The 21,496-nt window shown below is 59.9% G+C and carries 23 protein-coding genes; 17 read left to right on the top strand and 6 right to left on the bottom strand.

All coding sequences use genetic code 11. The features are described from left to right. Positions 1-38 precede the first annotated feature (38 nt). Entirely contained in the window at positions 39-1,115 is a 1,077-nt protein-coding gene (locus ACW5W7_RS09275) for an ABC transporter ATP-binding protein (protein WP_456501505.1), read from the top strand. Positions 1,116-1,152: 37 nt separating this feature from the next. Next, a complete protein-coding gene (locus tag ACW5W7_RS09270) occupies positions 1,153-2,058 on the top strand; it encodes a Dyp-type peroxidase (protein WP_456501504.1) in 906 nt (301 codons plus the stop codon). A gap of 196 nt (positions 2,059-2,254) precedes the next feature. Here ACW5W7_RS09270 and argR read toward each other — a convergent pair whose 3' ends face one another. Next, the gene (argR, locus tag ACW5W7_RS09265; RefSeq protein WP_005308670.1) at positions 2,255-2,725 is read right to left on the bottom strand and encodes a transcriptional regulator ArgR; all 471 of its coding nucleotides are present in this window, start codon (positions 2,723-2,725) and stop codon (positions 2,255-2,257) included. Positions 2,726-2,925: 200 nt separating this feature from the next. Between argR and ACW5W7_RS09260 the strand changes: the two genes are divergently transcribed. From ACW5W7_RS09260 to ACW5W7_RS09235, 6 genes are all read left to right on the top strand, one after another. Continuing rightward, positions 2,926-3,666 (top strand): ATP-binding cassette domain-containing protein, encoded by a 741-nt coding sequence (locus tag ACW5W7_RS09260; RefSeq protein ID WP_349919688.1) that lies wholly within the window; start codon positions 2,926-2,928, stop codon positions 3,664-3,666. 24 nt (positions 3,667-3,690) lie between these two features. Then, positions 3,691-4,431, top strand: coding sequence for a transporter substrate-binding domain-containing protein (locus ACW5W7_RS09255; RefSeq protein ID WP_349919687.1), 741 nt, complete (start codon positions 3,691-3,693; stop codon positions 4,429-4,431). 3 nt (positions 4,432-4,434) lie between these two features. Further along, a complete protein-coding gene (gene artQ, locus ACW5W7_RS09250) occupies positions 4,435-5,085 on the top strand; it encodes an arginine ABC transporter permease ArtQ (protein ID WP_349919685.1) in 651 nt (216 codons plus the stop codon). Positions 5,086-5,087: 2 nt separating this feature from the next. Beyond that, entirely contained in the window at positions 5,088-5,750 is a 663-nt protein-coding gene (gene artM, locus ACW5W7_RS09245; protein WP_456501503.1) for an arginine ABC transporter permease ArtM, read from the top strand. Positions 5,751-5,992: 242 nt separating this feature from the next. Next, positions 5,993-6,928, top strand: coding sequence for a malate dehydrogenase (gene mdh / locus ACW5W7_RS09240; protein ID WP_349919683.1), 936 nt, complete (start codon positions 5,993-5,995; stop codon positions 6,926-6,928). A 417-nt stretch (positions 6,929-7,345) separates the two neighbouring features. Further along, entirely contained in the window at positions 7,346-7,936 is a 591-nt protein-coding gene (locus tag ACW5W7_RS09235; RefSeq protein ID WP_456501625.1) for a tetratricopeptide repeat protein, read from the top strand. A gap of 75 nt (positions 7,937-8,011) precedes the next feature. Here the strand turns inward: ACW5W7_RS09235 and hmpA are convergent, their stop codons facing one another. Continuing rightward, positions 8,012-9,205, bottom strand: a complete 1,194-nt coding sequence (gene hmpA / locus ACW5W7_RS09230) for an NO-inducible flavohemoprotein (RefSeq protein WP_456501502.1) — start codon at positions 9,203-9,205, stop codon at positions 8,012-8,014. Positions 9,206-9,316: 111 nt separating this feature from the next. Here hmpA and ACW5W7_RS09225 point away from each other — a divergent pair, with 111 nt between their 5' ends. Further along, positions 9,317-9,784, top strand: coding sequence for an Rrf2 family transcriptional regulator (locus ACW5W7_RS09225; protein WP_349919680.1), 468 nt, complete (start codon positions 9,317-9,319; stop codon positions 9,782-9,784). Between the two features lie 31 nt (positions 9,785-9,815). On the opposite strand, the gene ACW5W7_RS09220 is transcribed toward ACW5W7_RS09225, so the two are convergent. Both ACW5W7_RS09220 and ACW5W7_RS09215 read right to left on the bottom strand, forming a co-directional pair. Continuing rightward, positions 9,816-11,096 carry an HlyC/CorC family transporter gene (locus tag ACW5W7_RS09220; protein WP_349919679.1) on the bottom strand — a complete coding sequence of 427 codons (1,281 nt, stop codon included), beginning with the start codon at positions 11,094-11,096 and terminating at the stop codon, positions 9,816-9,818. Between the two features lie 39 nt (positions 11,097-11,135). Continuing rightward, positions 11,136-11,927, bottom strand: a complete 792-nt coding sequence (locus tag ACW5W7_RS09215) for a cytochrome C assembly family protein (RefSeq protein WP_456501501.1) — start codon at positions 11,925-11,927, stop codon at positions 11,136-11,138. 326 nt (positions 11,928-12,253) lie between these two features. Between ACW5W7_RS09215 and ffh the strand changes: the two genes are divergently transcribed. The 5 genes from ffh to rplS all read left to right on the top strand — a co-directional run bounded on the left by ffh (position 12,254) and on the right by rplS (position 15,773). Beyond that, positions 12,254-13,630, top strand: a complete 1,377-nt coding sequence (gene ffh / locus ACW5W7_RS09210; protein WP_349919675.1) for a signal recognition particle protein — start codon at positions 12,254-12,256, stop codon at positions 13,628-13,630. A gap of 184 nt (positions 13,631-13,814) precedes the next feature. Beyond that, positions 13,815-14,063: a 30S ribosomal protein S16 gene (rpsP, locus tag ACW5W7_RS09205; protein ID WP_010673084.1), complete on the top strand. Its 249-nt coding sequence runs from the start codon at positions 13,815-13,817 to the stop codon at positions 14,061-14,063. A gap of 24 nt (positions 14,064-14,087) precedes the next feature. Continuing rightward, on the top strand, positions 14,088-14,609 hold the full coding sequence (gene rimM, locus ACW5W7_RS09200) for a ribosome maturation factor RimM (protein WP_456501500.1): 522 nt from the start codon (positions 14,088-14,090) through the stop codon (positions 14,607-14,609). A gap of 34 nt (positions 14,610-14,643) precedes the next feature. Further along, positions 14,644-15,390, top strand: coding sequence for a tRNA (guanosine(37)-N1)-methyltransferase TrmD (gene trmD, locus ACW5W7_RS09195; RefSeq protein ID WP_434664267.1), 747 nt, complete (start codon positions 14,644-14,646; stop codon positions 15,388-15,390). Between the two features lie 35 nt (positions 15,391-15,425). Next, positions 15,426-15,773, top strand: coding sequence for a 50S ribosomal protein L19 (rplS, locus tag ACW5W7_RS09190; RefSeq protein WP_005313505.1), 348 nt, complete (start codon positions 15,426-15,428; stop codon positions 15,771-15,773). A gap of 105 nt (positions 15,774-15,878) precedes the next feature. On the opposite strand, the gene ACW5W7_RS09185 is transcribed toward rplS, so the two are convergent. Next, positions 15,879-16,208, bottom strand: coding sequence for an isoamylase early set domain-containing protein (locus tag ACW5W7_RS09185; RefSeq protein ID WP_349919673.1), 330 nt, complete (start codon positions 16,206-16,208; stop codon positions 15,879-15,881). Positions 16,209-16,291: 83 nt separating this feature from the next. Continuing rightward, positions 16,292-16,966 (bottom strand): DNA mismatch repair endonuclease MutH, encoded by a 675-nt coding sequence (mutH, locus tag ACW5W7_RS09180; RefSeq protein WP_349919672.1) that lies wholly within the window; start codon positions 16,964-16,966, stop codon positions 16,292-16,294. A gap of 733 nt (positions 16,967-17,699) precedes the next feature. On the opposite strand from mutH, the gene rppH reads away from it, so the two are divergent. The 3 genes from rppH (at position 17,700) to lgt (ending at position 21,424) form a co-directional block, all read left to right on the top strand. After that, the gene (gene rppH, locus ACW5W7_RS09175; protein ID WP_349919671.1) at positions 17,700-18,227 is read left to right on the top strand and encodes an RNA pyrophosphohydrolase; all 528 of its coding nucleotides are present in this window, start codon (positions 17,700-17,702) and stop codon (positions 18,225-18,227) included. A 13-nt stretch (positions 18,228-18,240) separates the two neighbouring features. Beyond that, positions 18,241-20,520: a phosphoenolpyruvate--protein phosphotransferase gene (gene ptsP, locus ACW5W7_RS09170; RefSeq protein WP_456501499.1), complete on the top strand. Its 2,280-nt coding sequence runs from the start codon at positions 18,241-18,243 to the stop codon at positions 20,518-20,520. A gap of 67 nt (positions 20,521-20,587) precedes the next feature. Further along, positions 20,588-21,424 (top strand): prolipoprotein diacylglyceryl transferase, encoded by an 837-nt coding sequence (gene lgt, locus ACW5W7_RS09165; protein WP_456501498.1) that lies wholly within the window; start codon positions 20,588-20,590, stop codon positions 21,422-21,424. The last annotated feature ends 72 nt before the right edge of the window (positions 21,425-21,496 follow it).

Below are 21,496 nucleotides of genomic sequence, written 5' to 3'. Positions count from 1 at the left end.
CGCGTCCAGCCTGGGTAAAAGAACAAAGGAGACGAGCCTTGTCTTGTCTGAATATCGAGAAGGTCAGCTGTCACTACAACGGTCGGCCCGTGCTGGAACAGCTCTCACTGCAGGTGGCCGACAACGAGATCGTCTGCCTGCTGGGGGCCAGTGGCTGCGGCAAGACGACCCTGCTCAAGGCCGTGGCCGGCCTGCTGCCGCTCGCTGAGGGGGAGATCCGGCTCGGCGAGACCCTGCTGGATGGGCCGGGCCGGATCCTGGCGCCGGAGGCGCGCAACATCGGCATGATCTTCCAGGATTACGCCCTCTTCCCCCATCTGACGGTGGCCGAGAACGTCGGCTTCGGGTTGACCCGCCAGAGCCGCAGTGTGCGTGAGCAGCAGGTGACGGAGGCGCTGGCCCTGGTCAATCTGCAGGGGTTGGGGGATCGCTACCCCCATCAGCTCTCCGGCGGCCAACAGCAACGGGTCGCCATCGCCCGCGCCCTGGTGTGCAAGCCGCGGCTGATGCTGCTGGACGAGCCCTTCTCCAACATCGACACCCAGGTGCGGATGAAGCTCATCCTCGAGATCCGCGCCCTGCTCAAGCGCCAGGGCATCGGCGCCATCTTCGTCAGCCACAGCAAGGAGGAGGCCTTCGCCTTCGCCGACCGGCTGGCGCTGTTCCGGGCCGGTCGCATCGAGCAGGTGGGGGAGCCCGAACAGCTCTATCGCCGTCCACAGAACCGCTTCGTGGCGGAATTTCTCGGCGGGGTCAACTACCTGGCCGCCGAGGTGCTGGACAGCCACGGCGTGCAGACTGTGTTGGGGCGGATAACGGGCCATGAGCCCCATGGCCGGGCCGTCGGCGAGCGGCTGCAACTCATGCTCAGGCCCCAGCAGCTGGTGCTGACGGCGGCGACTGAAGGGAACCTGCTGATACGGGAGCAGCAATTCCTCGGCCACCACTGCCGGGTGCTGGTGGCGTGCGGGGATCAACTGCTGGAGGCCAGCATTGGCGAGCCCCTCGAGGGAGAGTGTGCCAGGGTGACGGTTGCCCCCCATGCCCTGGTGCTGTTTGGGGATGTGGCCGATAGCGATGTGAAATCAAGGAATTGGCCCCATTCCGGTTTATAATCCCGCGATGCCCTAGCCAATGTCTTTGGAGAGAGAAATGAAAGCCCAAGCCGGGATCTGCGCAGAGCCGAATCTGCACGCCCTCTATCTGATGTTCAATCGCACCGGTGACGGCGCCGAGCTGGCGGCCCGTCTGGCCAAGCTGCCTGTGCTGTGGGATGCGGTGAGTGCCGATTTCCCCGATGCCGCATTCAGCGGCCTGGTGGCAGTCGGTGCCGAAGGGTGGGATGCCGTCTATCCGGTTGCCCGCCCGCCCCAGTTCCGTGGTTTCATGGCGCAGTCTGCCAACGGTCAGGAGGCACCGAACACCCCGTTCGACTTGTTCGTGCAACTGCGCGCCGATCGGGTGGACGTGTTGCATCACGCCGGTCAGCGGGTGATGGCGCTGCTGGCGGGTCTGGCAGCGTTGGCCGAAGAGGTGCGCGGCTTCCGCAACCTGGATTGCCGCGATCTGACCGGCTTCGTCGATGGCACCGAGAATCCGCAAGAGGATCATCGGGCCGAGGTGGCGCTGCTGGAAGGGGGCGAGTTTGCCGGTGGTTCCTACATCCACGTGCAGCGCTGGGTTCACGCCCTGGCGGACTGGGAGAAGCTGGCTCTGAAGGAGCAGGAAGACATCATCGGCCGCACCAAGGCCGACAACATCGAATACGAGTCTGCCGACAAGCCGCTGACCTCCCACATCAAACGGGTCAACCTCAAGACCCCCAAGGGGGAGTCCATGGAGATACTGCGCCAGAGCATGCCCTGGGGCACCATGCGCGAGCAGGGGCTCTACTTCATCTCCTGCTGCCGCACGCCGCTGCACTTCAACGCCATGCTGGCCAGCATGTACAAGGGGGAGGGCAGTCACTACGATCACCTGCTGCGTTTCACCAAGGCGGTGACGGGGGCTGCCTTCTTCGCTCCTTCACAAGATTTCCTGCTATCCCAGGGGAAATAACAGCACGAATGCGCTGAAAAATGTGCCCGAGCGGGCGCTCCGGCATGGATCTCTGACCCGGTCGGCGCATCTCTGGCGCCGGGCAGTAGAGCTCGGATGCAAGTCAGGCCGCCAGCAGGCGGCCCAGAAAACAAAAATCCCGGCCTAGGCCGGGATTTTTCGTTCGGGTCGTGGCGCCGCCAGGGTGGCAACCCGATCAGGGGGTCTGTTCGAACAGCTCGAGCGCCGAGAGGTAGAGTTCCTCGATATCGGTGTCGCTGGTCGGGGTGATGAAGATGGTGTCATCACCGGCGATGGTGCCGAGGATCCCTTCGGCCTTGCCGAGGGAGTCGAGCAGGCGGGCGATCAGCTGGGCGGCACCCGGACTGGTGTGGATCACCACCAGGGCGCCATTGTGGTCGACGTCCAGTACCAGATTCTTGAGGGGGCTGGAGGTGGTCGGCACACCCAGTTCCACCGGCAGGCAGTAGACCATTTCCATCTTGGCATTGCGGGTGCGGACGGCGCCGAAGCGGCTCAGCATGCGCGATACCTTGGATTGGTTGATGTTCTCGAAGCCCATCTCTTGCAAGGCAGTGACTATCTCTGCCTGGGAGCCAAAACGCTCCTCTTTTAGCAGGGCTTTAAAGGCCTTGGCCAGTTTTTCTTGCTTGTCGTTATGTTTCATCTTGGACTCACGAATGAGGGGAGTGGTCGCCCGTCACGCTCAGGGGACAGGTACGAACAGCGCTGCTATTTTGCATTCATATGCCGGTTTTGGCAAGGAAGCGGCGCTTCTTCTGCATATTGATTCAAATATAGCTTGCATCCACTTATGCTAGCGCTAGAATCAGGACGAAATTTTGAAAACTTATTCAATTAGGTCGTATGGGTATTGAATTAATCGGCATCGAGAAATCCTGGCACAAGGTGCAGGTACTGCAGCAGGTCAGCTTTAAGACCGCTCCCGGCGAAACCTTGGTATTGCTGGGCCCTAGCGGTGCGGGCAAGAGTTCCCTGCTGCGCATGATGAACCTGCTGGATACCCCGGATGCCGGTGTGCTGCGCATTGGCGACAGTGAATTTTCTTTCCCGAGCGACCTCTCTGCGGTGCAATTCAATCGCCAGGCCCAGGCCCTGCGCCGCAAGGTGGGCATGGTCTTTCAGCAGTACAACCTCTGGCCCCATCTCACCGTGATGGAGAACCTCATCGAGGCGCCCATCAAGGTGCTCGGCATGAACCGTGAGGCCGCCATCGACAAGGGGGCCTATCTGCTGGCCCAGCTGCAGCTCGCCGACAAGCGCGACGCCTGGCCTGCTCGCCTCTCCGGTGGCCAGCAACAGCGGGTGGCCATCGCCCGCACCCTGATGATGGATCCCCAGGTACTGCTGTTCGACGAGCCGACCGCCGCGCTCGATCCTGAAATTACCAAAGAGGTGGCGGAGATTATCCGCGGCCTGAGCCAGACCGGCATCACCCAGGTGGTGGTGACCCACGAGGTGGAGTTCGCCCGCAAGGTGGCCAGTCAGGTGATCTATCTGGAGAAGGGGCGGATCATCGAATCCGGTAGCGCCGCTATCTTCCAGGCCCCGCAAACCAGCCGGTTTGCCGAATTCTTGATGCATTGATATTGAGTCGATAAGGAAGCTGTCATGAAAAAGAGTCTGTTGTTGGTTGCGGCCATGGGCCTGCTGAGCACCTCCGTGCTGGCCAAGGAGATCAAGTTCGCCACCGAGGCTACCTATGCGCCGTTCGAATACCTGGACGACAAGAACGAGTTCCAGGGCTTCGACATCGATCTGGCCCGCGCCATCTGCGCCCAGGCCAAACTGGAGTGCAGCTTCCACAACCAGGCGTTTGACAGCCTGATCCCCAGCCTCAAGTTCCGTCGCTATGACGCCGCCATCGCCGCCATGGACGTGACCCCGGAGCGGGCCGCCCAGGTCGACTTCTCCGACATCTATTACGAGAACTCCGCAGTCTTCGTCGCCAAGAAGGGCGCCTACAAGGGACCGGAAGATCTGGTGGACAAGACGGTCGGCGTGCAGAACGGTTCCTCTCACCAGTCCTACCTGGTGGATAACTGGATCAGCAAGGGCCTGCTCACCGTGCCCTATGCCAGCTACCAGAGCGCTTTCCTCGACATGATGAACGGCCGCACCGACGGCGTCTTCGCCGATACCGCCGTGGCCGCCGAGTGGCTCAAGCAGCACCAGGATTACGGCGTGATTGGCACCCCCGTGACCGACGCCAAGTACTTCGGTACCGGTTTTGGCATCGCCGTGGCCAAGGACAACACAGAGCTGCTGACCCAGCTGAACAAGGGGCTGGCCGAGATCAAGGCCAACGGCACCTATCAGAAGATCTATGACAAATACTTCGCGCAGCAATAAGCCATGTTGAGTCTGTTGTTGGATGCGGCCTGGATGACGCTGGGGCTGGCCCTGGCGTCTCTGGCGGGGGGCATGGTGCTGGCGCTGGGGTTCAGCGCCGCCGAGCTCAGCAAGCGCGGCTGGCTGGTGTGGCCGGTGGCCACCCTGACCACCCTGATCCGCGGGCTGCCCGAGTTGCTGGTGGTGCTGTTCATCTACTTCGGCTCGACCCAGGTGCTGTTCCTCATCACCGGCGAGTACGTGGAGTTCAGCCCCTTCGCCTGCGGCGTGCTGGCGCTCTCCCTGCTGTTTGCCAGCTATGCCACCCAGACCCTGCGGGCAGCCCTCAATGCGGTGCCCGCCGGACAACGGCTGGCGGCCTTGGCCCTCGGGCTTGGCAAGGGACATATCTTCTTTCGCATCGTGCTGCCCCAGGCCTGGCGCCATGCCCTGCCCGGGCTCGGCAACCAATGGCTGGTGCTGCTCAAGGATACGGCCCTGGTCTCCCTCATCGGGGTGAACGAGATGATGCGACAGGCCCAGATGGCCTCGGCCAGCACCTATCAACCCTTCACCTGGTATGCCGCCGCGGCCCTCATCTATCTGGCCATCAGTCTGGTGAGTGAGTTCGGCCTCAAGCAGGCTGCCCGTTATACCCGCCGTTACGGAGGCTGACCATGCAGGATTACCTCATGACCCTGCTGGGTGGCTTGGCCATCACCCTGCAACTCACGGCATCGAGCCTGTTGCTCGGCGTGCTGCTCGCCGTCGCCATGACCTGGGTGCTGGAGCGTCGCATCCCGGTCGCCACCCAGCTGGTGCAACTCTGGGTGCTGATCTTCACCGGCACACCGCTGCTCATCCAGATCTTCCTCATCTACTACGGTCCCGGCCAGTTCGAATGGCTGAAAGCGAGTCCGCTCTGGCCGCTGCTCAAGCAGCCCTGGTTCTGCGCCGTGCTGGCGCTCGGCTTCAACACCGCGGCCTACTCCACCCGGCTGTTCAAGGGGGCGCTGGACGCCATCCCCGCTGGCGAGGTGGAAGCCTGCCGCGCGCTTGGCTTCTCCGCCGGTCAGACCCTGTGGATGAAGGCTCGCCACGCCGCCCGCCGGCTGGTGCCCGCCTACTCCAACGAGGTGATCCTGGTGCTCAAGGGGAGTTCGCTCGCCAGCACCATCACCATCATGGACATCATGGGGCTGGCCCAGCGCCTCAACGCCCAGACCTATGACACCTTGGCCGTGTTCACCGTGGCGGGAGCCCTCTACCTGACCATGAATGGATTGTTAACAATTGGTTTCCGTTGGTGTGAGCGCCGGGCACTGGCATTCCAGTCATAAAGCAGTGTTATTTACCTCTTAATGGTCAAGGAAGCACAGGAAATCTGTGCTTTCCCTCCCATAAATCGCATATTCCGCTCTGTTTTCCTCGTCGCTGTTCCCTGGCTCACAGAACCTGTGATTACAACTGTTATCAGATTGTTTTTTAGCAGGGGATCCTTTAAGGTGATGCCCACAATAAGAAGCCGTCTTAATCCCAACAAGAAACAACCTTAAACCTACGCTTGAACATGGAGTTGATCATGAAAGTTGCCGTTCTGGGTGCCGCCGGTGGCATCGGCCAAGCCCTCGCTCTGCTGTTGAAAAATCGCCTGCCTGCTGGTTCCGAATTGAGCCTGTATGACATCGCCCCGGTCACCCCGGGTGTTGCAGCCGATCTGAGCCACATCCCGACTGACGTGAAAGTAAAAGGTTTCTGCGGTGAAGACCCGAGCCCGGCTCTGGTTGGCGCCGATGTCGTACTGATCTCCGCCGGCGTGGCGCGCAAGCCCGGCATGGATCGTTCCGACCTGTTCAACATCAACGCCGGTATCGTCAAGAACCTGGTCGAGAAGTGCGCGGCCAGCTGCCCGAAGGCACTGATCGGCATCATCACCAACCCGGTCAACACCACGGTCGCCATCGCCGCCGAAGTGCTGAAGAAGGCCGGTGTCTATGACAAGCGTCGCCTGTTCGGCGTGACCACCCTGGACGTCATCCGTGGCGAAACCTTCGTGGCCGAGGCCAAGGGCCTGAACGTCGACAAGGTGCGCATCAACGTGATCGGTGGCCACAGTGGCGTGACCATTCTGCCGCTGCTGTCCCAGATCGAAGGGGCCAGCTTCAGCGCCGATGAAGTCGCCGCCATGACCAAGCGTATCCAGAACGCTGGTACCGAAGTGGTGGAAGCCAAGGCCGGTGGCGGCTCCGCGACCCTCTCCATGGGTCAGGCTGCTTGCCGTTTCGGTCTGTCCCTGATCAAGGGTCTGCAGGGCGAAGCCAATGTCATCGAGTGCGCCTATGTGGAAGGCAACGGCGAGCACGCCACCTTCTTCGCGCAGCCGGTGCTGCTTGGCAAGAACGGCGTCGAGTCCGTGCTGGACTACGGCAAGCTGAGCGCCTTCGAGCAAGAAGCCATGAACAGCATGCTGGCCACCCTGAAGGCCGACATCCAGCTGGGTATCGACTTCGTCAAGTAAGCCGCTTGAGTCGTCACAAGGGGAGTTTCGGCTCCCCTTTGTCGTTTCTGGTGCCGGTGAGACGCTAACGAAACGGGGGAGGCTGCCGATAACAGGAGGCAGCAGGAGATCCTTATGATTAAACCCAGTTCCCTCGTCGGCCTTATCTGTCTATGCAGCCTCCCCTTGCAGGGGGCAGAGAGTGTTTCGGCCGCCTCCGCTACCCTGAGTCCGGCCTCCTCTGCCGCCGCAGCCCCCCTGGTCGAGACGCCGACCTCGACTGCGATCTCGTTGACGAACGCCTTGCCGGCGTCTGCTGCCATCGGTTCCGCGGCTCCCATTGCCCCCCCAATCATTGCCCCGCAAGACGCGGCGGCGGTGACGGCGCCCTTGGCTCCGGTCCAGGTGGCTCCGGTCAAGGCTCAGGCTTCGGCCCCCCTGCCCAAGGCGGCGGTCCCCGCTGCCATCGCCAGCGGAGAGCTACAGGCGGTGCCGCTCTATCGGCAGGATGAGCTGCTCAACTGGATAGAACAGGGGCGCCATCTGGCCCGGGTAAAACAGGACAGGTGCCAGTTGACCCAAGACATCGAGGCGCGGGCCTCGGTGATGAAGATCCCGGCCTACCAGTTCCTGTTGGGAGACATGCTGGCCTGGGGAGTCTGTATCAAACCCAATGCGGAGATTGGGGTCCAGTACATGTGGGAGGCGGCCAATCAGGGATTGGCCCCGGCCCTGGAGCAGCTTGGCCGCTACTACTGGAAGGGGATACTGGTGCAGAAGGATCTGGTACGTGCCGAGACCCTGATGCGGGAAGCGGCGAGCCTGGGATTCTTGCGGGCCCAGATCGAGTGGGTGGAGATGTTGTTGCAAGGCATGGGGAGCCCGCTGGATTACGAGGAGGCGTATCACTGGCTGCACGGGGCCGTCATCGGTGACAAGGCGACTCACCAGAAGGCGGCCAGCCTGCTGAGCCAACTGGGCAAACGCATGCCGGCCAATGCCATCGCCCGCGCCAAGGCTATGCGCTAAAGCCCAGTTTGCCGGACGAATAGGACGAGGCCCACCCTGACGGTGGGCCTCGTTGTTTTGAAGGGGATATCGGGCTTAGAAGTCCTGGTGGGGGCCAAAGACTTCGTAGTGCATCTTGTCGGCAGGCACGCCGAGATCGCTCAATTGCCCCTTCACAGACTTCATGAACGCGATCGGGCCGCAGAAGTAGAAGTGGGCATTGGCCGGGATGAGGCCGCTGACCTGTTCAATATTCAGCATGCCGGCGAAGTCGTAGTCCTTCCCTTGTGCATCCTGCGCCTGTGGTTCCCGATACCAGACCCGGCTCTCCAGATTGGCATGTTGCCGGCTCTTGTTCCGGATCTCCTCGTTGAAGGCGTGCAATGCCCCGTGCTCGCAGGCGTGCAGCCAGCGGATATCGGCATCATGGCCCTTTGTCAGCAACTGGTTGAGCATGCTCAACATGGGGGTCAGGCCTACGCCGGCGCTGAGCAGCACCACGGGCGTACGGGCATCGGTCTGCAGGAAGAAGTCACCGGTCGGCGGCATCAGGGCCACCTCGTCACCGACTTGCAGCACGTCGTGCAGCAGGTTGGAGGCCTGACCCTCTGGCTCACGCTTGACGCTGATGCGGTAGTCGCGGCCATTGGGGGCGTCGGAGAGGGAGTACTGGCGGATCTCCTGATACTCGAGCTCGGGGTGATTGAGCTGAATGCTGAGGTATTGTCCCGGCTTGAAGCTCAGTACGGCCTCTCCGTCTGCGGGAGCCAGCACGAAGGAGGTGATGAGTTCGCTCTCCTTGCGCTTCTCGCGAATGGTGAAGGGGCGGGTGCCTTGCCAGCCTCCCGGCTGCTGTGCCTTCTCCTGATAGATCTCGCTCTCGCGGCCGATGAAGATGCTGGCCAGCACCCCATAAGCCTTGCCCCAGGCGTCCAGTACCTCGTCGGTGACCGCACTGCCGCCCAATTCTTTGAGCGTGGCCAAGAGATGACTACCCACAATGTGATATTGTTCTGGCTGGATCAGAAAACCCGTGTGCTTGTGGGCGATACGTTCCACCGCGCCGGAGAGGGCGCCCAGGTTGTCGATATTCTTGGCATAGGCCGCCACCGCATTGAACAGCGCCAACGGCTGACCACCACTGCGCTGGTGCGCCAGGTTGAAGATATCCTTCAGTTCCGGGTTGTGGCTGAACATGCGTTGATAGAAGTGCTGGGTCAGGGCTGGGCCCGCAGATTCGAGCAGAGGAATGGTACTTTTGATGACTGCGATGGTGGCTTGATCTAACATAGGGATCCTTTTTAATTGAACATCTAGAATGTCACTTCATAAGTTGCATCCTAGATGTTTAATTGATCTGAATCAATAACCAATTTTTTCGCGCTATGCGCCACAGGCATTATGAGACTGACGAGCTATACCGATTTTGGATTGAGAGCCCTGCTCTATCTGGCCACGCTGCCGGAAGGGGAGCTGTCGAGCGTTGCCAAGGTGTCCGCCTTGTACGATGTATCCCGCAACCACATGGTGAAGGTGGTGAACCAGCTGGTGAAGCTGGGTTACCTGCAATCCCAGCGTGGCAAGAACGGCGGGATCCGCATGGCCTGCGCACCGGAGGAGGTGAACATCGGTCAGGTGATCCGGGCGCTGGAAGGGAACCTGGATGGCATCGACTGCAACTCACCTGTCTGCCACATCGTCTCGGTCTGCCTGCTGAAGAGTGCCCTGAAAGAGGCGATGAACGCCTTCCTGGCGGTGATGGACGGCTACACCCTGAAAGACTTGCTGGCCAATCGCGATGAACTGCAGCGGGTGTTTGGCGAGATGATCCCGACCCTGGTGCTTGAGCCGGACGACGAGAACGAGTGAAACGAAAAAGGCTGCCATCGGCAGCCTTTTTTCAATCCTCGTAACCCGACTCGTTGCGGTATAGATGGGGCATGATCCGCGCCATCTTCACCATGTTGTTCTCCACTTCAAGGATCTCGATGGGATAGCCCGCCAGCCTCACGCTGATGTTGGGTTGGGGGATCTCCTCCAGATACTCCAGCAGTGCTCCGTTGAGGGTGCGGGGACCGTCCATGGGCAGATGCCAGTTCATCTCCTTGTTCAGCTCGCGGATGTTGGCGGAGCCCTCCACCAGGAATGAGCCGTCCGGCTGGGGGTGGATCTCGTCGCTGGGCGCCGGAGCCATGGAGGTGGTGAAATCCCCCACGATCTCTTCGAGAATGTCGTCCAAGGTGATCAACCCCTGAATGTCCCCGTATTCGTCGACAATCAGCCCGATCCGCTCCTTGTTGCGCTGGAACTTGGCCAGTTGCACGTTGAGAGGGGTTCCCTCCGGAATGAAGTAGATGGGGTCCACTTCCCGCAGCAGGCTGGACTTGCTGAACTGATCCCTGGCCACCAGTCTGAGGGCATCCCGGGAGTGCAGAAATCCGACAACGTCATCGATATTGTCGCGATAGAGCAGGATCTTGGTATGAGCGCAATGGGCAAGCTGGCGCAGTATGGTCTTCCAGTCGTCGTTGATATCGATGGCCGAGATCTCGCTGCGCGGCACCATGATGTTCTCCACCGTCATCTTGTCCAGATCCAGGATGCTGATGAGCATCTCCTGATGGCGCTGGGGGATGAGGCTGCCCGCCTCGTTGACGATGGTGCGCAGCTCCTCGGTATTGAGAGAGTCATCCTTGCGATGTTCCAGCCGCATCAGCTTGAGCAAGAGGTTGGTGATGCCATTGATAAGCCAGACGAAAGGGGCGAGGGGGACCATCAATCCCTTGAGCACCCAGGAGGCCGGATAGGCGATGCGCTCCGGGAACATGGCCGCCAGGGTCTTGGGGGTGACTTCCCCAAACACCAGTACCACCAGGGTCAGGCCGAAGGTGGCGATGGCGACCCCGAGATCCCCGAACAGCCGGATACAGACAATGGTGGCGATGGCGGAAGCCAGGATGTTGACCAGGTTGTTGCCGATCAGGATGAGGCCGAGCAGACGGTCCGGCCGTGCCAGCAGTTTTTCAACCCGGCGGGCGGCCTTGTGCTTGGTCTGGGCCAGATGCCGCAACTTGTAACGGTTGAGGGACATCAGACCGGTTTCGGAACTGGAGAAGAAGGCTGACAAGAGGATCAAGATAACGAGAACAATCAGTAATGTACTCGTTGAGATACTGTCCAAGAAGGGCTCCTGTTGGATGGTTGGGGGATGGCTAGGCCGTCAGCTCAGCAAGACTTCCTTGACGAAACGGCTGCCAAAATAGGCCAGGGTCAGGATGACGCTGCCGATGAGGCTCAGGGTGATGACCTTGCGACCGCGCCAGCCGCGGGTATGGTGACCCCACAGCAGCAACACATAGACGCACCAGGCCAGGATGGAGAGTACCGCCTTGTGGGATTTGCCCTGGGCGAACATGTCATCCAGGAAAAAGAGCCCGGAGGCGATGGAGAGCGTCAGCAGGAACAGGCCGGCCGAGATGAGCTGGAACAACCGGCGTTCCACCGTCATCAGCGGTGGCATGGCTGGCAGATTGCTGATTTTTCTGGATTTCAGTTGCCTGTCCAAACAGGCGAGCTGAAGCGCAAACAGGCAGGCAATCATCAGTACCGAATAGGCCATCAGGGCCAGACCGATGTGCAGCAGCAGCTGGGGATGGGCTTCCAGATGAGTGATGTAGCGGCCCGGGATCAGCGCACTCGCCGCCAGCAACAGGGCGGAGAAGCTGTAGACCACGGGGAGCAGGATCCAGCCGTTGAAACGGCGGGTGACGCAGGTCATGAAACAGCTGATGATGAGGCTGACCAAGGAGGCGACGTTCAGCATGCTGAGGTTCTGGCCCGACTGGGTAGCCAGCACTTCGCTGCCAACCGCGACGCCATGGGCTGTCAGGGCCAGGCCCACACAGGCGAACAGCGGTACCTGCCCGACGGGCTTGGCGCTGAGCAGCAGGTGCAGCGAGGCGATGATGGCCAGCAGATAAAACGCCAGGGCCAGGATGGAGATCACGATCATAACCAGGTCGTTGTTAAGCAAGCTTTATGGAATAAGAGGAGCAGTATACCTTGCACAAGATATGCTCGCCAGTTGCGCCAGCGGCTAACTGCCCATATATAAGCAGCAGACTGGTGGTTGATCCCTTCCCTGACACCCATTGGCGTCGACAGGAGGCAAAATCCTGCCTTCGCTGGGCCGTGTCGGGCATGAGTATCCTGTACCGATGGTTGTGCAGGTCTTGCTCGTGAAGGGGTTGCCCCTCGCTCCTTGCGGTGAATAATCGTCCCACAGGATTGTCTGGGGTATAATGCCCCCAATTGTTACGCCAAGAACCGGAATGCGTCATGTTTGAGAATTTGACAGAACGACTCTCGCGCACCCTGCGCAATGTCAGTGGCCGTGGTCGACTGACCGAAGAGAACATCAAGGATACCCTGCGTGAAGTGCGCATGGCGCTGCTCGAGGCGGACGTCGCCCTGCCGGTCGTGCGTGATTTCGTGGCGCGGGTCAAGGAGCGGGCAGTCGGCCAGGAAGTGGCCAAGTCCCTGAGCCCGGGCCAGGCCTTCATCAAGATAGTGCACGGCGAGCTGGTCTCCGTGATGGGGGAGGCGAACGAGCAGCTCAACCTGGCTGCCCAGCCGCCAGCCATCATCTTGATGGCGGGTCTGCAGGGTGCCGGTAAGACCACCACGGTTGGCAAGCTGGCCAAGCTGCTCAAAGAGCGCAGCAAGAAGAAGGTGCTGGTTGTCAGTGCGGACGTCTATCGCCCGGCGGCGATCAAGCAGCTGGAAACCCTGGCCGGCGACATCGGGGTGGACTTCTTCCCGAGCGACGTGACCCAGAAGCCGGTGGCCATCGCCACCGCCGCCATCGATCAGGCGCGCAAGAAGTTCTATGACGTGGTGATCGTCGATACCGCCGGTCGTCTGCACGTCGACAGCGAGATGATGGCGGAGATCCAGGATCTGCATGCCACCATCAAGCCGGTCGAGACCCTGTTCGTGGTGGATGCCATGACCGGTCAGGATGCCGCCAACACCGCCAAGGCGTTCAACGAGGCGCTGCCGCTCACCGGTGTCATTCTCACCAAGGCGGACGGCGACGCCCGCGGCGGCGCGGCCTTGTCCGTACGCCACATCACCGGCAAGCCGGTGAAGTTCATCGGTATGGGGGAGAAGACCGATGCGCTGGAACCCTTCCACCCGGACCGTCTTGCCTCCCGTATCCTCGGCATGGGGGACGTGCTCTCCCTCATCGAGGAGGTGGAGCGCACTGTCGATAAAGAGAAAGCCGCCAAGCTGGCCAGCAAGGTCAAGAGTGGCAAGGGTTTCGATCTGGAGGACTTCCGCGAACAGCTGGCCCAGATGCGCAACATGGGCGGCATGATGGGCATGCTGGACAAGCTGCCGGGCATGTCCGGGCTGCCGGACAACGTGAAGGATCAGATGGATGACAAGCTCACCGTGCGCATGGAGGCCATCATCAGCTCCATGACCCCGAAGGAGCGTGCTCATCCCGATCTCATCAAGGGGTCCCGCAAACGCCGCATCGCAGCTGGTTCCGGCATGCAGGTGCAGGACGTGAACAAGCTGCTCAAGCAGTTCACCGAGATGCAGCGCATGATGAAGAAGATGTCCGGCAAGGGCGGCATGCGCAAGATGATGGGGCAGATGAAAAACATGCTGCCACCGGGATTTGGTGGCGGCCGCGGCCCCTTCTAATCCCGAGGCGACAGCCAGCCATGCAAGGGCTCACCAGCGGTGGGCCCTTTTCATGCTCATCCTTGTGCAAAAAGTGGCTGGCTCGGTTGCAATTATTACGAATCCAAGTAGAATTATGCGGCTTATTTTAAGCTAGGGTCCGCGTATTTGCGGGCCTTGTTCATTAGATGTTTATGAGGACGATATGGTAACCATTCGTTTACAACGTGGTGGCGCGAAAAAGCGTCCGTTCTACCAGGTAGTAGTTGCTGACAGCCGTAACGCCCGCGACGGTCGTTTCATCGAGCGCGTTGGTTTCTTCAACCCGGTTGCTGCTGGTAACGCTGAAAAGCTGAACCTGGACCTGGCTCGTATCGAGCATTGGGTTGCTACTGGTGCCGCTGTTTCTGACCGCGTTGCCAAGCTGATCAAAGACGCTGCTAAAGCTGCTTAATCAGCCAAACGGTAGGGAGTTAAGGTGGAAAAACCTGTAGTTCTGGGCACCCTGGGCACCGTTTACGGTATCAAGGGCTGGCTTAAAGTGAACTCCTTCACCGATGTTGCCGAAGCGATTTTCGATTACAACCCCTGGCTGATCAATCAGAACGGGGCGTGGCGTGAGATCCGGGTTTCGGCCTGGAAGCGTCACAACAAGGGTCTGATCTGCAAGCTCGATGGTATCGATGTGCGCGAGGATGCCCTGGCATTGACCAATGTCGAGATTGGCGTTAACGCCGATCTGTTGCCCGCGTTGCCCGAAGGTGAATTCTACTGGCGTGACCTTATCGGTTGCTCAGTCAAGACCACCAAGGGATACGACCTGGGCAAGGTGACCGAATTGATGGAAACCGGCTCCAACGATGTGTTGGTGGTTGAAGCCAATGTAAAAGATGCCTTCGGTGCGAAGGAGCGGTTGATTCCGTTCCTGGAAGAGCAGGTGATCAAGAACATTGATCTGACTGCTCGCACAATCGAAGTTGATTGGGATCCTGGTTTCTAGTTTCCCGCGCTAACACGGGTGCCGGAGGTTTCTTATGTGGATTGGGGTGATTAGCCTCTTCCCGGAAATGTTCCGAGCCATTACCGAGCACGGGGTAACGGGTCGGGCCGTCAAGAGTGGCCTGCTGCAGATTGAGTGCTGGAACCCCCGGGACTTCACCCACGACAAACACCGTACGGTCGATGATCGTCCTTATGGTGGTGGGCCCGGCATGTTAATGATGGTTCAGCCGCTGCGTGATGCGATTCATGCGGCCAAGCAAGCGGCGGGAGACGGGGCGAAAGTCATCTATCTCTCCCCTCAGGGACGCAAGCTGACTCAAGCGGGCGTAACCGAGTTGGCGACGAATCAAAAGCTGATTCTGGTCGCCGGTCGATACGAAGGTATCGATGAACGCGTGATACAAACCGAAGTCGACGAAGAGTGGTCTATCGGGGATTACGTGTTAAGTGGTGGCGAACTGCCTGCCATGACCCTGATCGATGCGGTTTCGCGTCTGGTCCCCGGGGTCTTGGGCGATCAGGCCAGTGCCGAGCAGGACTCCTTCACGGATGGCCTGCTGGATCATCCCCACTACACTCGGCCGGAGTTGTTGGATGGATTGGCGGTGCCCGAGGCGCTGACAAGCGGCAATCACGAAGTGATCAGGCGCTGGCGGCTCAAGCAATCGCTCGGACGAACCTGGCAGAGAAGGCCGGAACTTATTAACAACCTAGCTCTGACTGACGAGCAAGAATCACTTCTTGCCGAGTATGTCCGCGAAGTGCGTGACAGCGTTTAGTAGAGTTTTCAGTTTATCCTAGGTAAGGAAAGACAATGAGCAAGATTATTCAGCAGCTTGAACAAGAGCAACTGCGTACCGACATCCCGGCTTTTGCCCAGGGCGACACCGTACGTGTTCAAGTTCGTGTTAAAGAAGGTGGTAAAGAGCGTCTGCAGGCTTTCGAAGGCATCGTGATTGCCAAGCGTAACCGCGGTCTGCACTCTGCTTTCACCGTTCGCAAGATCTCCAACGGCGAAGGTGTTGAGCGTGTATTCCAGACTCACTCTCCGCTGATCCACAGTGTAGAACTGAAGCGTCGTGGTGATGTTCGCCGCGCCAAACTGTACTACCTGCGCAACCTGTCCGGCAAAGCTGCTCGTATCAAAGAGAAGCTCAACTAATTCGATTCGAATTGGTGTCGGTATGTCGACGAATAGCTCGGCAGGTAGTGAAAAGGCTCGCCAATGGCGAGCCTTTTTTGTATCCGCGATGCGGCAGCCCCGGTTTCAAGCCGGTTGAGCGACCCGTATTACCGAGTTGTCCCGCCCGAAGGGACCGGGCACATAGTCATCCGCTGCCCAGTCATTGTCGTAAAGGGTCTCCCCATCCGGCTGCACCAGCTGATAGCAGAACTCGAAATGGCTGGGGCCATCGGTAGGAAGGTTGAGGGTGGTCTTGAACTCCCCGCTCTTCATCCTTTTTAATTCAATGGGTTGCCACTGGCTGAACTCCCCAAGCAACCAGATCTGCTCCGCCTCGCCGGCGGCCTCTTTTTCCACAGCGAAGGTCACCTTGACCTCGGGACGGGACTTGAGAAACTGCTTGTTGATCGGCATAACGCCTCCTTGTCATTGACTGCGAAGAAAGTGCTGCTGGTTATTTTTATACCAGCTTATGACAGGAATGTTGATAGTCAGGGTCAAATGGGCAGGGCGAAATGGCGCTGCAGCAGGCCATGGGTGAAAGCTATCTTGAGGTAGAAACCCCGTGGCAGGGTCTGGATCGGCTGGCCGTTGCGGCCGATGGCGCGGGTCAGGGCCTTGTTGTTGGCCGCTTTGGGGCGCAATTGCATGACCTGGCCGTGGCGGGCGCTGATCTGCTCCACTTCCCCCAGCACTATCATGTCCATCAGCTCTTCCCAGTCCTGACGCAGCAGGTCATCTTCCTCCACACTCGGGCTCCACAGCAGCGGCATGCCGATCCGGCGCTCGCCGATGGGGATCTCGCGACTGCCTTCCACCGGGATCCAGAGCACCCGTGACAGCTTGTTGCGCACGTTCGACTCCTCCCAGCGCTGGCCGCTGACACCGATGAGGGGGGCCACGCAGACGAAGGTGGTTTCGAGTGGCTTGCCCGCCGGATCCACCGGGATCGTCTTGAGCTCTATGCCGAGATCCGGGAAATCCTGCTCCGGCTTGCTGCCGGCACTGGCGCCCAGCTGCCACTCGATCAACTGACCGACCCAGCCCTTGTCACGGCGCAGATCCCGTGGCACCGGGATCCCGGCACTGGCCGCGAGCTGGGCCAGCGGCAGGCCCGCCATGGCATAGGCACGGGTCAGCAGCTCCTGTTCTGACTGCGGATTGTTGGGCATCTGGGCTCCTCGTCTGTGGCTCTCATTCTACCAAGCCGGATCCTGCGTGTGGATCGCTGTTTTTATAACCGATCCCGGGTGGACTATACACAGGGGGGCGACGGCAGCGAAATTATATTTATGCTGATGATTTTAAAGGGTTTTGATGTTTTTTTCTAGATATGCGCCGGGCAGGATCCTGCGTAAAACGAGTTGTCCAAGGGTTTGGACTGGCTGTTGCACATAGTTATCCACAGAAATCTTGGATAACTGGCGTAAAGGGATCAATCTTGGGTCTCGGATAGAAATTAATGTGAGAACCCGCCGATTTTACCCGCCATATTGGAGCAGATTATGCGCCAGTCTTGTGGATAAATCAGCCGTGGTGGATCTTTGAACAGCGGGACTTGTTCACAAATACCGATGAGGATCCTCGACCTCAAAAGTCATGGATCTTGATCCAGCACTTAAATATTAACTATATGTATTTAAATGGATATTTTGTTTTCGTGAGATTGGGTTATGATAATGGCTGCTTGAATGCCCTGAGATAAAACTACTGTATATACCTGCTTGATCACAGGTTTATGCACAGTCTGGGTGGGCAACTCGATGGGGTGTCGCCATAAATTTGTTTATAACTTGGCTTGAAATGGCAAGTTATTCATGAATGGAAGATGACAGTCCCTGTTTGCCGCCACGGGGTGAATGTGGAACAATCCCTTTATAGATTCAGCCTTTATATGGTGATCACGTGATAGATGGCGACGGATTTCGTCCCAATGTCGGCATCGTGATCTGTAACCGTGACGGACAAGTTTTGTGGGCTAAGCGCTATGGGCAGCACTCCTGGCAGTTTCCGCAGGGGGGGGTTGATGATGGTGAATCGCCGGAACAGGCCATGTATCGTGAGCTGTATGAGGAGATAGGCCTCAAATCTGACGATGTGACCATCTTGGCGACCAGCCGCAACTGGCTGAAGTACCGCTTACCCAAACGACTCGTTCGCTGGGACAGTTCACCGGTCTGTATTGGCCAAAAGCAGAAGTGGTTTTTGTTGCAGTTGAACCCGGGCAAGGAGTCCAGGATCCAGTTTGGCTGTCATGGCCATCCGGAGTTTGATGATTGGCGCTGGGTCAGCTTCTGGTACCCGGTGCGTCAGGTCGTCTCCTTCAAGCGGGAGGTCTACCGCCGGGTGATGAAAGAGTTTGCCCCGCTGGCCATGCCGGTGCCGGTGGTGCAGGTTAATCGAAAGGATGGGCGGCGTAACCGCTCTCGTTAAGGAGCACAGCTAGTTGCTGACGGAACTCAGACGCATCGTCGAAAGCATGGCCGAGGCCAATACCCTCGAGCAGGCCTTGCAGGCATTGGTGAGCCAGACCCGGCTCGCCATGACGGTGAACTGCTGCTCCGTCTATGTGGCCGAGCCCGAGATGCGGCGCTACCGGCTGGCGGCGACCGATGGCCTGGCCGAGTCGGCGGTGGGCAAGGCCACCCTGCCATTCGAGCAGGGGATCGTCGGCCTGGTGGGTCAGCGCGAGGAGCTGATCAACCTCGCGGATGCCCCCTCCCACCCCAGCTTCAAATTCCTGCCCGATGTGGCTGAAGAGGCGTTTCGCTCCTTCCTCGGCGCTCCCATCATGCATCAGCGCCAGGTGGTGGGGGTGCTGGTTGTACAGCAAAAAGAGAGCCGCCTGTTCGATGAGGGGGAAGAGTCCTTCATGGTCACCCTGGCGGCCCAGCTGGCGGCGCGCATCGCCCAGGCCCAGGCCAAGGGCTGGTTGCAGAAGACCGACTGGAGCAAACCCCTGCGCGGCATTGCCGGGGCCAGTGGCATCGCCATCGCCAAGGCCTGGGTGTGGCGCCCGCGCAAGGCGCTGAACTCCATTACCCCCCGCAAGGATGAGGATCATGGCAAGCAGCTGGCGCGCCTCGAACTCGCCATCGAGGAGGTGCGCCACGATCTGGAGAGCCTGGCCCTGCGCTTTCGCGAGAGCTACAGCCAGGACTCGGTCGCCATCTTCGACATCTATCTGCACCTGCTGGATGATCCCGGCTACATCAAGCCCATTCGCAACAAGGTCGGCAAGGAGCACTGGACAGCCATCTCGGCGGTCAAGCTCATCAGTGACCGGTTGATCGAACAGTTCAAGGGGATGAAGGACCCCTACCTGCGCGAGCGCGCCGCCGATGTGAAGGATATCGCCCTGCGCCTCATCAGCCGGCTGGTACAGGACGAGCCCGAACAACTCACCATAGGGGAGCCCGTGGTGCTGGTCGCCGACGAGGTGACCGCCACCATACTCGCCGAGATACCGCGGGAGTTTCTGAGCGGCGTGGTGTCGCTGAAAGGGGGCACCAACTCCCATGCGGCCATTCTGGCCAGAGCCATGGGTGTCGCCGCCATCATGGGGGTGGATCTGCCGCTCGGCGACATCGGGGGCCGTACCCTGGTGGTCGATGGCTACAGCGGCGATCTCTTCATCGAACCCAATCAGGTGATCCTGACCGAGTACCGGCAGTTGCTGAGCGAGGAGCAGGCCCTCGATACCCTGGTACGCAGCGTCGACACCCAGCCTTCCGAGACCGCTGACGGTACCCCGGTCTCCCTGCTGCTCAACGCGGGGTTGAGTGCGGATACCGAGATCTCCCTCAACCATCTGGCGGACGGGGTCGGGCTCTATCGCACCGAGATCCCCTTCATGCTGCAGGAGAGCTTCCCCTCGGAGTGGGAGCAGACCGCCCGCTATCGCGGCATCCTGGAGACCTACCGGGACAGACCGGTCTGCATGCGTACCCTGGACGTAGGGGGGGACAAACAACTGCCCTACTTCCCCATCGTGGAGGAAAATCCCTTCCTTGGCTGGCGGGGGATCCGGCTCACCCTGGATCACCCCGAGCTGTTCCTGGTCCAGCTCAAGGCCATGCTGCGAGCGAGCGAGGGGCTGGACAACCTGGCCATCATGCTGCCGATGATCAGCAGCGTCGGCGAGATCCGCGCCTCCCGTCGACTGCTGGACCAAGCCTGGCGCGAGGTCTCCGAAGAGGCCGCCACCCGCAATGCCCTCATTCGCTACCCCAGCCTCGGGGTGATGATCGAGGTGCCTTCCGCCCTTTACATACTGCCGGAGATGGCCCTCCTCATCGACTTCTGGTCGGTGGGCAGCAACGATCTGACCCAATACCTGCTGGCGGTGGATCGCAACAACGCCCGGGTTGCCAGCATCTACGACGCCTTCCACCCTGCGGTGATCCGCGCCCTGCAGCTCCTGGTGGATGCCTCCCACCGTTATCAGAAACCGGTCTCGGTGTGTGGCGAGCTGGCCGGGGATCCGGTCGGCGTGCTCCTGCTGCTGGCCATGGGGTATCGGCGCTTCAGCATGAACACCCACAACATCTCCCGCATCAAGTACGTGCTGCGCCAGTCCCACCTCGACGAGCTCACGGCCCTGATGAGCGATGGCCTCAAACACGACAATCCCCACGTGCTGCGCGGCCTGTTTGCCCGCTATCTGGAAGAGCATGGCCTGGGCGGTCTGCTGCGGGCCGGCCACAAGGCCAAGCTGCCCGATTGATATTCAATCTTGTTACATCTGACAAATGATCGGAGAATGCGGCTTTTCTTATGATTGAGGCCGCACTATGCAGCACGACGGATATTGGGTTTTCTCGCAGATTGATCCCGTAGCATTCAGTTTGGGGCCGTTGTCGGTACGCTGGTATGGGCTCATGTACCTGTTCGGCTTCGCCTTCGCCATGTGGCTGGCGGGTCGCCGCGCCGATGCGCCGAACAGTGGCTGGACCCGCAACGAGGTCTCTGATCTGCTGTTTTACGGCTTCCTCGGGGTGATCCTGGGGGGGCGCATCGGTTACGTGCTGTTCTACAACTTCGATCTCTTCCTCGCCGATCCCACCTACCTGTTCAAGATCTGGACCGGCGGCATGTCGTTCCACGGCGGCCTCATCGGGGTCATCACCGCCATGATCTGGTTTGCCCACAAGACGAAGCGTCACTTCTTCACCGTGGCCGACTTCGTGGCGCCGCTGATCCCGTTCGGACTGGGGGTGGGCCGCATCGGCAACTTCATGAACGGCGAACTCTGGGGCCGGGTCACCGATGTGCCCTGGGCCATCATCTTCCCGGAGGCGGGCCCCGAGCCGCGCCACCCGTCACAGCTCTACCAGTTTGCCCTGGAAGGGGTGGTGCTCTTCATCATCCTCAACCTGTTCTGGCGCAAGAACCCGCCCCGTGGCGCCATCTCCGGCATGTTCCTGCTGTGTTACGGCCTGTTCCGCTTCCTGGTGGAGTTCGTACGCCAGCCGGACAGCCAGCTCGGCCTCTACTTCCAGGAGATCAGCATGGGCCAGATCCTCTCCACCCCGATGATCATCATCGGCGCCCTGATGATCTGGGTCGCCTACAAGCGGCCACAGCTGTTCGGCAATGGGAACGACGGGGTCCGGGAGGCCAAGCAGTGAGCCTCTCCCTGAGTCGGTTTAAGAGTATTGTGCTGCCAGATGTTTGCTGGATAGCGAAAATGAATGGTGATA

The organism is Aeromonas intestinalis (assembly GCF_054052485.1).
This window is presented reverse-complemented; position numbering and strand designations above follow the sequence as displayed.

Coding starts and splice junctions, on each gene's coding strand:
- mdh (WP_349919683.1), top strand. CDS start 5,993: ATGAAAGTTGCCGTTCTGGGTGCCGCCGGTGGCATCGGCCAAGCCCTC.
- ACW5W7_RS09255 (WP_349919687.1), top strand. CDS start 3,691: ATGAAAAAGAGTCTGTTGTTGGTTGCGGCCATGGGCCTGCTGAGCACC.
- ACW5W7_RS09260 (WP_349919688.1), top strand. CDS start 2,926: ATGGGTATTGAATTAATCGGCATCGAGAAATCCTGGCACAAGGTGCAG.
- hmpA (WP_456501502.1), bottom strand. CDS start 9,205: ATGTTAGATCAAGCCACCATCGCAGTCATCAAAAGTACCATTCCTCTG.
- rpsP (WP_010673084.1), top strand. CDS start 13,815: ATGGTAACCATTCGTTTACAACGTGGTGGCGCGAAAAAGCGTCCGTTC.
- ffh (WP_349919675.1), top strand. CDS start 12,254: ATGTTTGAGAATTTGACAGAACGACTCTCGCGCACCCTGCGCAATGTC.
- artM (WP_456501503.1), top strand. CDS start 5,088: ATGCAGGATTACCTCATGACCCTGCTGGGTGGCTTGGCCATCACCCTG.
- mutH (WP_349919672.1), bottom strand. CDS start 16,966: ATGCCCAACAATCCGCAGTCAGAACAGGAGCTGCTGACCCGTGCCTAT.
- ACW5W7_RS09185 (WP_349919673.1), bottom strand. CDS start 16,208: ATGCCGATCAACAAGCAGTTTCTCAAGTCCCGTCCCGAGGTCAAGGTG.
- ACW5W7_RS09225 (WP_349919680.1), top strand. CDS start 9,317: ATGAGACTGACGAGCTATACCGATTTTGGATTGAGAGCCCTGCTCTAT.
- trmD (WP_434664267.1), top strand. CDS start 14,644: ATGTGGATTGGGGTGATTAGCCTCTTCCCGGAAATGTTCCGAGCCATT.
- rplS (WP_005313505.1), top strand. CDS start 15,426: ATGAGCAAGATTATTCAGCAGCTTGAACAAGAGCAACTGCGTACCGAC.
- artQ (WP_349919685.1), top strand. CDS start 4,435: ATGTTGAGTCTGTTGTTGGATGCGGCCTGGATGACGCTGGGGCTGGCC.
- argR (WP_005308670.1), bottom strand. CDS start 2,725: ATGAAACATAACGACAAGCAAGAAAAACTGGCCAAGGCCTTTAAAGCC.
- ACW5W7_RS09215 (WP_456501501.1), bottom strand. CDS start 11,927: ATGATCGTGATCTCCATCCTGGCCCTGGCGTTTTATCTGCTGGCCATC.
- ACW5W7_RS09270 (WP_456501504.1), top strand. CDS start 1,153: ATGAAAGCCCAAGCCGGGATCTGCGCAGAGCCGAATCTGCACGCCCTC.
- lgt (WP_456501498.1), top strand. CDS start 20,588: ATGCAGCACGACGGATATTGGGTTTTCTCGCAGATTGATCCCGTAGCA.